This window comes from Oceanobacillus sp. NCCP-135 (assembly GCF_059698015.1).
On the sequence record NZ_BAAKSZ010000013.1, the window covers coordinates 1 to 13,988 of the forward strand.

The window sequence follows — 13,988 nt, forward strand, 5'->3', positions numbered from 1 at the left end:
ACAATTCCCATTGTTTGAAAAGGAAATCCTTGAAATTTGCAAAGACGTAATTCACGCTGTAGTGTTATAATCCACAAAACTTGCACAAAGGTATTTGAAATAAAATTCATCTTTGAGTAAAGAACGTCCAACAGGTTTTTCCAGCCAGGTCCACAGCTCTTCTTTTCCTTGTTCGGTAATTGTGTACTGTTTTCGATCCTTCAGGTCATGGCCTGGTGATTCAACAAGGTTATCTCTTTCCAGTCTGTCGAGTGTTGTGTATACCTGGCCAGCATTAAGCGGCCACATGCTCTCAACGAGTTCATCGAAGCCTGTTTTCAATTCATAGCCATGTCTTGGTTTTTCATATAGCAATGCAAGTAGTGAGTGTTTTACAGACATAAAGATCCCCGCTTACTCATAAGATATCGCTTCCTTTACTGGTACGCTTGATGCTATGACGCTTGGTAGCCATGATGCAAAAAATGTGAATAGTAAGCCGCCTGAAACCGCTAAAAATAAGCTGCTCCATGGAACCGTAAAACTTAATAGTGCCTGTGCTTGGTCGGACTGTGAATTTAAATAGATAACCAGAATTCCGTAGCCAATCCCTACGATTACACCCACTACTCCAATAATTAAACCCTCTGCAATGATCATAAATCTGACCTGCCCTTTTGTAAAACCGATTGCTCGCATTGTACCAATTTCCTTGACCCGCTCGAGTGTATTCATAAATAAGGTATTGCTAATTCCTACTGCTGATAAAACAATAATGAGCAGAAGCAGTCCCTGCATGAGCTCATTCATACCGGTTAATGCATTCGTAGACTGTGCAACCGTCTGCGTGGCACTGTTCACATTGGATACCTCATCACCATAATTTTCCCAGACCTGATCATAAATAAAAGGAATGCTTGCTTCGTCACCCGCTGTAATCGCTAAATTATACTGTCCAGGCCAATTAAGAACTGTCTCCAGTGTCGACTCTTCGACAAACGCTACATAGTTCGTGTAATGAGATGTCTGCACACTTCCTTTCACAAAGAAATCAGTCTTGCCAGATGGGGTATTCATTGTAAAAACATCACCAACTTCTCCTCCCCACTCGGCTAATGCACGTTCCCCAAGATAGAGAGTCGCAAGCTCGGTGGCTTCGTTTGCTTCATCTGTAATATGGAAAATCTCTGCATTCTCAGCCTCTCCTGAAAAACTCATGATCGAAAATTCCCGTTCCTCTTCATTTTGGGTTTCCCAGGTCACATTCGGAATGTCAGCAAATCGATAGGCACTTGCAATACCTTCATCGCTTCAACGGTTTCTAGATCCCTGTCCTGCCATGGGCTTTCTTTAACCACATGAATATCCCCACCGTATGTTGAGCGAACTTCGGATTCCATTCCATCAGGTAGTGACTCAAGTGTTGCACTCATAAACAATGCTAAACTAACACCAATCGCCAGCATCGCGGATGTATTAACATTACGATTTTCAAATTGTTTAACAGATCTAATCGCTTGTTTTCCTGGATAATTAAAAATCAACTTAAACAACGGACTGATAATTGCTTGAATTCCCCGCATAAATAACGGGTACAAAAGCACAAGCCCAATAAATAGAAATAGAAAAGCAATATTGTTATCGATTAATCCAATTCCTGTACAAATAATCCCTGCTACTATTCGTATCGTATTTCCACCTTTACTACCTCTTTGTTGTGCTGCCTTATCAACCATTGCTTCCATAACTGATGTTTTGCCTGCTTGATATACAGGAAAGGCAGCAGCCAGAAAGGGAAACAGAATTCCAACGAATGCAGAAATAATAAGTGGAACAGTCAATTCCAAATCATATGTTATATTCTGCGAGGCAATAGCAGCCATTAGCATTTCCTGGAAAAACCCACCAAACAATATACCAATTGGCAGAGCAACCGCAGTTCCTATTAGTCGCATAAATCCATATTCCTGTTTGAACTACTACAAAAACAATCAGATGTGCCATTGCACTAAAGCGATACTTTCTTGCCACATATCGTGGGTCTTTCTGTTTATTCATGATTTGTTTGTCTTTTTCAAAAAGGAGCTCGACACCACGCCAGCCTCCTATCTTCCCACGCATCCAGCGATCCAGTTTCAAAAAGTCAAAAACTCCAAACGTACATGCATAGATCACAAAAATTGTTATGACGATCTGAAACGTAGATATTTCTCCGGTTTCCTGATAAATCAGTAAAGCCATTATCGCTTCGAGTACCAATAACAGGAGGAATAATAGTAAAAACAACAAACTGAATCTGCGCTTATCAAAGAAATAGCGCACCGCCCCAAATAGAAGTAGTGATATTACGGATAGCACTTCAGCTGTGATAAATATTTCCCATTGAAATTTTAGTATTAATTCCATCATTACATTATTTACCCCAATCTTTATATACTGAGTATCTAGTTACTGAGTATATATATATATATACCGAGTATCTATGTCAATGGTTTTTTATATAATTTTTTCATACTTATCTATAAAATTATTTTAGGAAAAAGCACGGGAAGGATCTGTTACTTACTGGGTCGTGTAAATAATATTAGCTTAAATGGTTAAACTACCTTGTAGAATTCTTAAGCGAGGAGGTTATATTGTGGACAACACGAATGATTTTGTGAAAAAATTCAATGATACAAAGAAAAAGGACAATAATAACAGGAAAAGACAGGGACATGATGATCCGGCAAAAAAACTGCCTAATAAACGGCATTAGGTATTGGTCTGGGAAAAATTACCGCTTAAAAAAACCAAATAAAAACTGCCGAGTGATCTGGTAAGACCTCCCGGCAGTTTCATCATTTATTTATGCAATTACAAGTTCAAGTTCTTTTCTTAAAGCTTTGAATCCTGTACTCCAAGCGATAACCTGGTTAAGCATGGTGTTAACATTTGCTTCGTGATAATCGGCAGGCTTGAATTCACTCATGTTTACAAAATCAGTCATTAATGAGAATGTAACAGCAGTTTGTACATCCGCAACCTGAAGTTCACCAAAGATGAGACGCAGGTTCTCATGTGCTCGTGCGCCACCCAGGCTGCCGTATCCTACAAGTCCAGCGGCTTTGTTAGCTACTTCCGGTTTCAAATAGTCAAGTGCGTTTTTAAGTGCTCCACCAACAGCATGGTTATATTCCGGAGCTATGAAGATATAGCCATCAAATGATGCCATTTTCTCTGACCATGCTTTCATTGTCGCTTCAGCATCAGCTTTCCCTGCTTCCGGTACAGCTGCACCAAGTAGTGGCAGGTTGTAATCAGCAAGATCCACCACTTCATAATTTGTATTATCATTGCGTTTTGTTGCAAAATCATATATCCAATTCGTAACAGCCTCTGCATTACGACCTTGACGTACACTTCCTAAAATAATACCTATTTTTAAGTCTGACACGGTTTCTTCCTCCTCCGTTGATCTACCAAATAATTTATCTAAAAATCCCATTTTGTTGCACCGCCCAATATATTATTTATGCATTAACCAGATTTTTTTCTCTTACTGTTTGTAAAACACCGCTCCAAGCGATAACCTGATCAAGCATTGTGTTAGCATTTGCCTCATGATAGTCTGCAGGCTTAAATTCACTCATGTTAACAAAATCAGTCATTAATGAGAATGTGATAGCAGTTTGTACGTCTGCAATCTGAAGCTCACCAAAGATGAGACGCAGATTCTCATGTGCACGCACTCCACCCAAGCTACCATAGCCTACAAGTCCGGCTGCTTTGTTAGCTACTTCCGCTTTCAAGTAATCAAGCGCATTTTTTAACGCCCCACCAACAGCATGGTTATATTCTGGAGTTATGAAAACATACCCGTCAAATGAAGCCATTTTCTCTGACCATCCTTTGATAGCCGCTTCCGCTTCAGCTTGACCTGCTTCCGGTACAGCTGCACCTAGCAATGGTAGATTGTAATCAGCAAGATCCACTAATTCATATGCCGCATCAGTATCATTCCGTTTATTTGCAAAATCTAATGTCCAATTTGCAACTGCTTCTCCATTACGACCTTGACGTACACTTCCTAAGATAATACCTATTTTTAACATATTAATTCCTCCCATGATGTATATAACTTGAATTAATTTATATTTAATTCATTATTTATGAACTCAATATAAAATATAATAGCATCTTTTTAAAGCAAATGCAATATATTTAATTCCTTTTTATTATAAAGTTACATTTAGTAAGTGTCAAGTCGGGATTCTTATAATGGGTAGGATCCTATAGTATAAGAAGAACCTAGTTTTGCTTCTTTTTTACAGATAACACAGGTTAGAGGTCGAATATGTAGAAATTGGCAAGTAGTCGCTTTTGTTAATGAAATCTATACTTTGCCATAAGAAACCGAAACCCGACTCTCTTCATGAAAATCGGGTTTCTTAAAATATAAAGTTTTAATCCATTACTTCCACTTGATATTCCTCGTGCTCATGTAATCCATCATCATTTTCTACATGGATTTGCAGTGTGTATATTCCGGCTTCTGGAAATTGATAGGAAGTTGTATATTCCCCTGGTACTGACTCTTCAGTATCTGCCCATTCATGCTTATCCGAGACTTCCTCATTCCAAATTTCATATCGTACCTGAGCCTTTTCGAGTGGACTTCCATCCATTTGTAAATGGACAGTCAATTCAGTATCTGTTTCTATTTTTACATCTTCCGGCTCCATGAAGTGCATCCCAAATCCTTCAGCGTTTTCAACCTGTTCATGTTCATGACTCTCCGCTTCATCAGAGCTGCTCGCTTCTTCACTTACTCCATCTCCAATCGTAATGGATTTTTTCGGCATTGTGTGCAATTCTCTTGCATTAGTATGTGCATACATTTCATACACGCCATCTTGTTCAAATGATGTTTCAGTTGTATATGTGCCATCCCCATTATTCGTTGCTTCAATCTTCGTACTATCCTCTTCATTTCCCTGTTCCCAAATTTCAAATGTCACTTCATCTGCATCCGTTACATCTTCCTCCCCATATGTAACGATTGCTTTCAATTCCACTGTCTCATTTACGTCAGCAGTTTCGGGAACCTCAAATTCCACTTCAAGTAATGCTAGTTCATCGTCTTCTTCAGCTTCCTCAGCGTTATCCTCTCCTCCACCACATGCAGTAAGTATAACAGCTAAAGCCACTATTAATAGAAACACCCACGTTTTCTTATACATTATTTTTACCTCCATTTTCAGGATAAATTATCGTATTTGTACGAACTATATTCAAATTAGAAGTTCATTATTATTTACTACACAAAGTATCAATAAACCTATTCATGTTTGCTGCAGTGTTGATTGGAGCCATTCATTTTTTGATAGAGGTATTCCATTGCTTCATCGAACGCATATACTTCTCCTCCAAATCCTTTGATGAATTTTTCCGCATGTTCTTTCCATTCAAATGTTAAAGCTTGTGGTTGACAGCAGCCCATATGTACAGAGGTATTCATGACATACCAGGCTATGGAAGCACTTATCGTTGTTTGCCTGAAAAAATCTTGGCAAATGGCTTGCATGACTTCAGCTCCAAGCTGTCGATGCCGGATAAGTCCACAATGTGCACAACATGCTAATTCAATTTTGTTATTAGGTAATATCAGCCGATAAGCTAATCTTTCATCTGATGTTTTCCTACAAATTACACATTTATTTAGCCCTGTCTCTTCGTATTCACGAGCAAGTGTTACACCACCAAAAGTTTTTACCACATATCCTTCATCGATCATCGGCTTAAGATCCCGGTGAATAGTCATTTCTGAAACACCAAGCTCCTGACTTAATTCAGCTATCTTCATATTACGTTTTTCTTGAATCTGGTCTTTTATTCGATTCTGTCGTTCAATTGGCAGCATATTTAAACCCCTTACTTAAAAAATCTTGTTTGTTTAATTCAAACAATCTCAAACATAGTATAACATGAAAATACTCTATAATTAACGAACGATCTATGAACTTCATGTGAATTATTTGTGACATAAGAAAAGGAATATAATAAACCTTTTGATAAAGTGAAACTTCATTCAATGGAGGTTTCCCTTCCTCCCCCACTGAATGTTAGTACCTCATGGTATGACCTAAAGACCCTTGAACAGAATCAGGAAATTTACGGGCTGTTTATACCCCACCTTCACATTTGGGATTTCTCACGCTTGGAGGTGGGGGTATTACAGCCCGTTAATGCGTGATAAAGGAGTGATTGTTTATATTTGCAAGACTATAGTCCATTTGTGAGACTAATGCGACTTTTTTTAGTTTGCTATTAGTGCGTGTTCAAAAAGGAGGCTAAGAAGGACCGAGATGTTATAGACGGCGTAGCTCTCCGTAGCGGAACGTATGCAGTTAATACACGAGCAAATATTCTTGCACGCAGGAAAAGTGTTCTTCTTTTCCAAGGAACAAAAAGCAAGCAACTAGTAACAACGATATGTCATTTTTACCGGACTTTTTGAACATCCTCTATTAGTAAGGTTTCAAATATTTTAATTCTATCTTTATAATGGTATTATGATATATAGCAATAAACATTACTTCAATTAGCTTATGGTCAAATAGGGGATTGGATATGAATTCATATACAGTAATAAAAGCACTAAATAACAATGTTCTAATTGCAAATGATCAGCATCAGCAAGAAGTTATTTTAATCGGTAAAGGAATTGGTTTTAATAAGAAGAAAAATGATCCAATTGATGACAACATAATTGAAAAAATGTTTGTATTGCGTAATGAGGCTGATCAGGAGTATTATAAAAACCTTCTACCGAATATCGATGAGAAAACATTAAATGCAATTATTGATTCTCTAAATATAATTGGCAACAAATCGAACGTGCTGATAACAGAACAGGTCCATGTCGCTTTAACCGATCACATTCTGTTTGCAATTAACCGTCTCATGAAGGGGATGGCAATCAGGAATCCCTTTTTAGCGGAGACCAAAGTACTTTATCCCTTTGAATATGAAGTAGCGGCAGAGGTAGTAGATTTCATTAACCAGTCGATTGGAATTAACCTTCCTGAAGGCGAAATAGGCTTTATCGCACTGCATGTGCATGGCGCGATTACCAATCAGGATGTTTCAGATATCAATAAATACTCACAATTGGTAACAAACCTAATCACGACGATTGAAGATCAGTTCAAGCTGACAATTGACCGAAGCAGCATCGACTATATCCGGCTTGTCCGTCATATCCGCTACACAATTGAAAGGGTTATTAACGAAGAAAAAATAGAAGAACCAAGTAAAATTGCTGCATTGTTGAAAAGTGAGTATCCCACATGCTATAATCTTTCATGGAAACTAATTAAAATAATGCAGCAAACCTTAAAAAAGCCGGTATATGATGCTGAAGCAGTGTATTTGACGATGCATCTCCAGCGCTTAACGGCAAAATACGAATAATCATGTTAATAACGTGTAACTGATTCGATCAGGCATGAGTAGAGAGTGATAATGAAAAAAGAAAGATAGGGAAAGATATCCCTGTCTCTTCATGGAATTCATTATTATTTTTGCTCATGCCTTTTTTGTTTGCATGAAAACGCTGCTTTTAGCTGCTTATATAGAAAGTTTCTTAGAAAAACTGGGCATTCGTTAAAGGGATTCTTGAAAGCACATTTTGCTTTCCTGGAAACCCTTATAATTTGGAGTGCACGCCTCCTAAGTAATGCCTAAGTAACATTTGTGCAGAAAGGAATATGGCTATACTTTCTGCAAATAAAATAATGGAGGTTTTAACATGTTTAAAAAAGCTTTTGGTACACTGCAAAAAATTGGTAAAGCATTAATGCTTCCAGTTGCACTACTACCAGCAGCAGGGCTTTTGCTCGGGCTCGGTAACGCTGCTCAACAGGCGACCATGCTTGAGTATCTTCCTTTCTTAAGTGCGGATTGGATCCAGCTGACTGCAACCGTTATGGAAGATGCGGGTGGCGTCATATTTGATAACCTTGCACTCCTGTTTGCGATAGGTGTTGCAATCGGGCTTGTTGGAGATGGGGCAGCAGGACTTGCTGCAATCGTAGGTTATTTGGTTTTAAATCAGGTGATGAGTTCATTTATTGGCGTTACACCCGAAACACTCGAGGGAGATCCTGGTTTTGCATCTGTGTTAGGAATTCCAACATTACAAACAGGGGTATTCGGTGGTCTTATCGTAGGTTTGATTGCAGCTTTCTGTTATCACCGGTACCATGATATCGAAATGCCTACCTTTCTTGGATTCTTTGCAGGAAAACGCTTTGTGCCAATTGTAACCGCAGTAGCCTCCTTTATAATGGGGTTAATTCTGATATTTATCTGGCCGCCAGTACAGGAAGCAATGAACAGTGCATCCTACTGGCTAATCGAAGAAGGCACCTATCTAGCTGTATTTTTCTTTGGTTTTATTAAACGATTACTCATTCCGTTTGGATTACATCATATTTTCCATGCACCATTCTGGTATGAATTCGGTACGTATACGTCAGTTGCTGGTGAACTTGTTCGCGGGGATATGACAATCTTCTTTGCACAATTAAAAGATGGTGTTGAAATCACTGCAGGTAACTTTATGGCTGGAGAATTCCCAATCATGATGTTTGGACTTCCGGCGGCAGCTCTGGCCATGTATCATGCAGCAAGACCGAAAAGGAAGAAGCTGGTTGCCGGTTTACTGGGGTCAGCCGCATTAACATCCTTCCTAACAGGGATTACTGAACCGCTTGAGTTTTCATTTATGTTTGTTTCACCGGTATTATTCTTTATCCATGCAGTTTTAGATGGACTATCATTTGTTTTAATGACCTTTTTAAGTGTAAATGTCGGTTATACATTTTCAGGTGGGGCCATTGACTTTCTCCTATTTGGAATTCTGCCAGGCAGAGAACCATGGTGGATTACCATTCCTTTAGGACTTGCATTCGCTGTAATTTACTATGTCATTTTTAGATTCTTTATTAAAAAATTCAATTTGATGACACCAGGCCGTGAAGAAACGGATGAGAATGAAGAAGGATCATCAAAGGCCGAAGCAGGAGAACTTGCCTATCATGTACTTGATGCAATGGGCGGACAGGAAAACATCGCCCATTTAGATGCTTGTATTACTCGTCTACGTGTTTCTGTCAACGATATTAAGAATGTAGACAAGGATGGACTGAAAAAAATAGGTGCTGCCGGAGTACTTGAAGTCGGTAATAATATCCAGGCAATCTTCGGACCACGTTCTGAAACAATCAAAGGACAAATGCAGGATATCATCTCAGGTAAAAAACCACGTATGGTTGAAACAGACCAGGAAGCGGAAATACAGCAGCAAATTGAAGAAGTAAATCCTGAAGCACTGCAAAATGAAATCATTGATGAAAAAATCTTCTCACCAATAAAAGGGAAACTCATACCCATTACAGAAGTCCCTGACCAGGTCTTTGCCGGTAAAATGATGGGCGATGGTTTTGCGATTATCCCTGAAGAAGGATTAATTACCTCACCTGTTAACGGGAAAATCATTAATGTATTTCCAACAAAACACGCACTCGGAATTCAATCTGAAGGTGGCAGGGAAATACTCATTCATGTTGGTATTGATACGGTTAATCTGAAGGGTGAAGGATTTGAAACACTCATTAATGAAGGGGACAATGTAGAAGTTGGACAGCCTTTACTAAAAGCAGACCTTGATTATATTGGCGAGCACGCTAAATCCACTATCACGCCAGTAGTCTTCACGAATTTGCGTGATGGTGAGAAAATTGTATTGCAAAAACAAGGTAATGTTAATGTGAAAGATGAAAGCATTATTACGATTGAATAGTAAGATCGATCCCCCGGTGGCTTTAGAGCTGTTGGGGGATTTGTTTCTTCTTTGGACTTATGTAGGTTAGTTTAGGCCAAGATAGTGACGTACTACTGATTTTTTCTCGCCTGCTGCACTTAAAAAATATATAGAAAATTTACTTACACATACCACTAACTTAATAAACATTTAGTAATCTGAAATTGAGAATATCTTTACAATCATGGAGGTGCATTATGCGATTACTTGCAAAAATTGGTGTCTGTCTCGTTGCAGTAATGCTTTATATTTTTTAATTTGTATTCTCTTCAATGATCTTCACAGGATATCCACTAATCTTCAAAATCAAATCAAACCTCCCAATACAAATAACACCATATTTATCTCTATGTATAGTTGCATTAAGGCTTTCTTACTTTTATATGTTTTTAGTTGAGAGATATTAAGAGGAAGTTGAGAGATATTAAGAGGAAGTTGAGACATATATGATTTTAGCTGGCTTATGTCTCAACTTTTAATGTTTTTCTCTCAACTTTGATGGTACCTCTCTCAACTTCCCTGCTTCATCTCTCAACTCTATCGGCCTGTCTCTCAACTTTGAGTGTCTCTATCTGAAAACTTCTCTCAAAACATGCTATCATTAATATAAGAGAACATAATTGACGAGGAGGAGCAGAAATGAAAGCCATTATTGTGAAACAGCCAGGCGGTGCAGAGCAATTAGAGGTGGCTGAGCAGCCGGTACCTGTACCAAACCCAGGCGAATTACTGATTAAAGTGAAAGCTGCTGCCATAAACAGAACAGACATTTTAAACCGTGAAGGAAGAGCCGGATATTTGGAGAATCCGATTCTAGGTGTTGAAGTATCAGGTATTGTGGAAACATCAACAGCCGGTATCGAAGTGGGAACCCGGGTGATGGGGCTTGTGAATGGTGGTGCTTATGCTGAATATGCCGTGATGCCTGCTGATCGCGCCATGATCATTCCTGATAATCTTACATTCGAGGAAGCCGCGGCTATTCCTGAAGTATTCTTGACTGCATATCAAACTTTATTTTGGCTCGGAAAATTGCAAGAAAACGAAACGGTGCTGATCCATGCGGGCGGAAGCGGCGTTGGAACCGCAGCTATACAGCTTGCGAAGCAGCTTAAAAATGCAAAAGTTATTATAACGGCTGGCTCAAAAGAGAAGCTTGATTTCGCCCGCTCGCTTGGTGCAGATGTATGTATTAATTATAAAGAGCAGAACTTTGACGAAGAAGTTAAAAAGGCAACAGAAGGTCAGGGTGTCGATTTAATTCTTGACTTTATTGGCGCATCTTATTGGGAGAAAAACCTAAACACCATTAAAGTGGATGGACGCTGGGTATTAATAGGTTTATTAGGTGGAGCGGAAATTGAAAAATTTAATTTAATGGATGTAATGAAAAAACGCATCCAGCTGACAGGAACATTGCTCACCCCTAGAAGTGATCAATACAAAGCTGAACTAAGTACTGATTTTGCTTCCAATGCTCTGGAACTTTTTAAAAATGATCAACTAAAGCCTATCATTGACACAGTATTTTCTTTTGATCAAGTCCAAAAAGCACATGAGCATATGGAAAATAACAGGAACATAGGAAAGATAATTTTAAAAACAGAGTAACCAGAAATGGCTTTGGCTTTAAAAAGAATACCTCAGCTCTGCATCAGCATTCCAAAAAAGATGAAAAGATAAATATAAAAATCAGAAGGGGTTTCCATATGGTTAAAAACAAGTGGAAAGAGGAAAACGATAGTATCATCATTGATGTTCCTGCTGAGTTCGATTTCAGACCCAATCTTGATTACCTGCTAAGAGATAAAAATGAAATCATGTATAAAATAGAAGACAAGGCAATTACACGTCTAATCTCGGCTAACGATAAACGCATGCTTGTACAGATCAGTGCCCCTGACAATCACAATAATCTGCACGTTCGATTTTTAGCAGGAACGTGGCCAAAATCTGTCAAAACAAGAGCCAATGTAGTTAATTATATCCGAGACTGGTTCGATCTTGACACTAATCTTGTTCCTTTTTATGAAATAGCCCAAACCGATCCACTTCTTAAACATCTTATTCAGGACTTTTTCGGTCTCAGGCTTGTTGGCCTGCCTGACTTATTTGAAGCTTTATGCTGGGGTGTGTTAGGTCAGCAAATTAATTTGGGGTTTGCCTATACATTGAAGCGTCAATTTGTTGAAAGATTTGGTGATGCAGTCGAATATAACGGGGAAAATTATTGGGTTTTCCCCTCATTTGAAAAAATAGCAAAACTCACCATTGAGGACATGTCAGAGATAAAAATGACAGTTAGAAAAAGCGAATATATTATTGGAATTGCACAATTAATGGCCAATGGAGAGCTTTCTAAAGAAAAATCACTGGAACTAGATGATTTTAAAAAGATCGAAAAGGAGCTTGTCAAAATTCGTGGTATTGGCCCTTGGACTGCCAATTATGTTTTAATGCGCTGTCTTCGATACCCAACAGCATTTCCAATTGCTGATGTTGGTCTCCACAATGCAATAAAATCACTGAAGAATATGGATCGGAAACCAACAAAAGAAGAGATTCTGGAAATAGCTTCAACATGGAAAGGTTGGGAGGCCTATGCTACGTTTTATTTATGGCGTGTGTCTTATAATTTATAAGAAAAATACTAACGCATCTTTCCAGAGGTCAGAAGTCAGATGTAGGATTAGTACAAGATAAAATGATTTGTAAATATCAATAAAAATAGCTTGATGGTATATCCAAGCTATTTTTATTCTAATAGTTATTCAAAGAAAAACTATTAGCAAAAATAAGGACTTTGCCTTCACGTAATCCTAAGTAAGGAATTTCTTCATCTTCCACGACCGCAATGTAGATATCTGCTGTAGTTTTTCCATTCACTTCTCATCACACTCACTCTATTCGTTGATCACAAATACTCAGCAATGGACATTCCACGCAGATTGGTTTTGCCCTGCAAAATTGCTTTGCATGCTTGACTAAAAGTGCATGGAATTCATTATAGATAACCAGATCGTTCGGCATCTGCTGTTCCACTAGCTTCCTAAAACCGTCATATGAGGCTGGCATATCGTACCCGATACGGTAAAAAATCCTTCTCGAATAGGCATCCACTATAAATACAGGCTTATCAAAATGCATAAATTAGCATAACGTCAGCGGCCTCCCTGCCAATGCCATTAATTCCCAGTAACTCATTACGCAATTCCTGCATATTTATCTTTTTAATGCTCTCAATATCAAAATTATATCTTTTAAACCATGCAACAAACGCTTTTATCTGCTTTGCCTTTATATTGAAAAAACCACTTGATCTAATCAATTGTGCTAGTTCCTCTATCGGTAAAAAGTCGATTGACTCAGGATCCAAATAAGGTCTTAGTTTCACCAATGCCTTCTCAGCATTACGCCAATTTGTATTCTGAACAAGTATTGACCCAATCATCATTTCAAAAGGAGTATCGGCAGGCCACCAGCTTTGCGGACCATAATGGTTAATCAATTTTTCATAGATTAATGGATAGTCCGGCTACATGTATTTTCCTCCACTAATTTCTTTTCCAGTTCAAGCAATCTTTCCTTCATCGGAATTCCGCCACGAAAACCTGCAAGTTTACCACTTTTCGCGATAACACGATGACATGGAACAACAATCATTACCGGATTAGCTCCAATCGCTGATCCTACAGCTCGTACTGATTTTGGTCTGCCAATATTCTCAGCTATATCAGTATATGTTTTTATTTTCCCAAAAGGAATATTTCCTAATTCTGCCCAGACTGCTTCTTGAAATTCAGTTCCCGCTAAGTCTGCCGGAAGATCAAAGTCTTTGCGCTCTCCATTCAGATATTCCACTAATTCATCTGCATAAGGAGCTACACTATCTGGAGCCTCCACAAGTACCGCTTTAGGCCGATTTTTTTTAAGCCATTTTTCCACTTCACCAATTGCACCATCCTGTGAACCAACAAAGCATAATCCCTTGTCTGTTACTGCAATATAAAAAGACCAATTACCTTCATTTATTTGTCCGTAATATGCTGTCTGCTTTTCGTTAAACTTCATTTCCGACACCTCATTTTTATCCATTCTTTCTTGTATTATATAATGAAAACCAAGTTGAATTAAAGTGCGT

The 13,988-nt window shown here is 38.5% G+C and carries 16 protein-coding genes; 5 read left to right on the top strand and 11 right to left on the bottom strand.

The window, feature by feature from the left end; genetic code table 11:
• Positions 1-51: 51 nt before the first annotated feature.
• Genes AC6HVZ_RS10555 through AC6HVZ_RS10570 form a run of 4 tightly spaced genes read right to left on the bottom strand, consistent with a single transcriptional unit; the run spans position 52 to position 2,388 of the window.
• Positions 52-381 (bottom strand): PadR family transcriptional regulator, encoded by a 330-nt coding sequence (locus AC6HVZ_RS10555; protein ID WP_497558123.1) that lies wholly within the window; start codon positions 379-381, stop codon positions 52-54.
• 12 nt (positions 382-393) lie between these two features.
• Positions 394-1,242, bottom strand: a complete 849-nt coding sequence (locus tag AC6HVZ_RS10560) for an ABC transporter permease (RefSeq protein WP_497558124.1) — start codon at positions 1,240-1,242, stop codon at positions 394-396.
• Positions 1,239-1,934, bottom strand: a complete 696-nt coding sequence (locus AC6HVZ_RS10565; protein ID WP_497558125.1) for a hypothetical protein — start codon at positions 1,932-1,934, stop codon at positions 1,239-1,241. The genes AC6HVZ_RS10560 and AC6HVZ_RS10565 overlap by 4 nt, the downstream gene beginning before the upstream one ends.
• Positions 1,828-2,388, bottom strand: coding sequence for a hypothetical protein (locus AC6HVZ_RS10570; protein ID WP_497558126.1), 561 nt, complete (start codon positions 2,386-2,388; stop codon positions 1,828-1,830). Before AC6HVZ_RS10570 ends, AC6HVZ_RS10565 begins: the two co-directional genes overlap by 107 nt.
• 229 nt (positions 2,389-2,617) lie before the next feature.
• On the opposite strand from AC6HVZ_RS10570, the gene AC6HVZ_RS10575 reads away from it, so the two are divergent.
• Positions 2,618-2,737, top strand: coding sequence for a DUF4023 family protein (locus AC6HVZ_RS10575; RefSeq protein WP_497558127.1), 120 nt, complete (start codon positions 2,618-2,620; stop codon positions 2,735-2,737).
• Positions 2,738-2,827: 90 nt separating this feature from the next.
• Here AC6HVZ_RS10575 and AC6HVZ_RS10580 read toward each other — a convergent pair whose 3' ends face one another.
• The 4 genes from AC6HVZ_RS10580 to AC6HVZ_RS10595 all read right to left on the bottom strand — a co-directional run bounded on the left by AC6HVZ_RS10580 (position 2,828) and on the right by AC6HVZ_RS10595 (position 5,881).
• Complete coding sequence (locus AC6HVZ_RS10580; RefSeq protein ID WP_497558128.1) at positions 2,828-3,466, bottom strand: NADPH-dependent FMN reductase; 639 nt, start codon at positions 3,464-3,466, stop codon at positions 2,828-2,830.
• Positions 3,467-3,491: 25 nt separating this feature from the next.
• Positions 3,492-4,073, bottom strand: a complete 582-nt coding sequence (locus AC6HVZ_RS10585) for an NADPH-dependent FMN reductase (RefSeq protein WP_497558129.1) — start codon at positions 4,071-4,073, stop codon at positions 3,492-3,494.
• Between the two features lie 351 nt (positions 4,074-4,424).
• The gene (locus tag AC6HVZ_RS10590) at positions 4,425-5,201 is read right to left on the bottom strand and encodes a FixH family protein (protein ID WP_497558130.1); all 777 of its coding nucleotides are present in this window, start codon (positions 5,199-5,201) and stop codon (positions 4,425-4,427) included.
• Positions 5,202-5,299: 98 nt separating this feature from the next.
• On the bottom strand, positions 5,300-5,881 hold the full coding sequence (locus AC6HVZ_RS10595) for a DeoR family transcriptional regulator (RefSeq protein WP_497558131.1): 582 nt from the start codon (positions 5,879-5,881) through the stop codon (positions 5,300-5,302).
• A 710-nt stretch (positions 5,882-6,591) separates the two neighbouring features.
• Between AC6HVZ_RS10595 and glcT the strand changes: the two genes are divergently transcribed.
• From glcT to AC6HVZ_RS10615, 4 genes are all read left to right on the top strand, one after another.
• Positions 6,592-7,434, top strand: coding sequence for a glucose PTS transporter transcription antiterminator GlcT (gene glcT / locus AC6HVZ_RS10600; RefSeq protein ID WP_497558132.1), 843 nt, complete (start codon positions 6,592-6,594; stop codon positions 7,432-7,434).
• A 337-nt stretch (positions 7,435-7,771) separates the two neighbouring features.
• Complete coding sequence (ptsG, locus tag AC6HVZ_RS10605) at positions 7,772-9,826, top strand: glucose-specific PTS transporter subunit IIBC (RefSeq protein ID WP_497558133.1); 2,055 nt, start codon at positions 7,772-7,774, stop codon at positions 9,824-9,826.
• 660 nt (positions 9,827-10,486) lie between these two features.
• Positions 10,487-11,458 carry an NAD(P)H-quinone oxidoreductase gene (locus AC6HVZ_RS10610; protein WP_497558134.1) on the top strand — a complete coding sequence of 324 codons (972 nt, stop codon included), beginning with the start codon at positions 10,487-10,489 and terminating at the stop codon, positions 11,456-11,458.
• Positions 11,459-11,556: 98 nt separating this feature from the next.
• A complete protein-coding gene (locus tag AC6HVZ_RS10615) occupies positions 11,557-12,489 on the top strand; it encodes a DNA-3-methyladenine glycosylase 2 (RefSeq protein WP_497558135.1) in 933 nt (310 codons plus the stop codon).
• A gap of 256 nt (positions 12,490-12,745) precedes the next feature.
• On the opposite strand, the gene AC6HVZ_RS10620 is transcribed toward AC6HVZ_RS10615, so the two are convergent.
• From AC6HVZ_RS10620 to AC6HVZ_RS10630, 3 genes are all read right to left on the bottom strand, one after another.
• Positions 12,746-12,994, bottom strand: coding sequence for a hypothetical protein (locus tag AC6HVZ_RS10620; RefSeq protein ID WP_497558136.1), 249 nt, complete (start codon positions 12,992-12,994; stop codon positions 12,746-12,748).
• Entirely contained in the window at positions 12,984-13,298 is a 315-nt protein-coding gene (locus AC6HVZ_RS10625; protein ID WP_497558137.1) for a hypothetical protein, read from the bottom strand. The genes AC6HVZ_RS10620 and AC6HVZ_RS10625 overlap by 11 nt, the downstream gene beginning before the upstream one ends.
• Before the next feature lie 68 nt (positions 13,299-13,366).
• Entirely contained in the window at positions 13,367-13,918 is a 552-nt protein-coding gene (locus tag AC6HVZ_RS10630) for a methylated-DNA--[protein]-cysteine S-methyltransferase (protein WP_497558138.1), read from the bottom strand.
• Positions 13,919-13,988 lie beyond the last annotated feature (70 nt).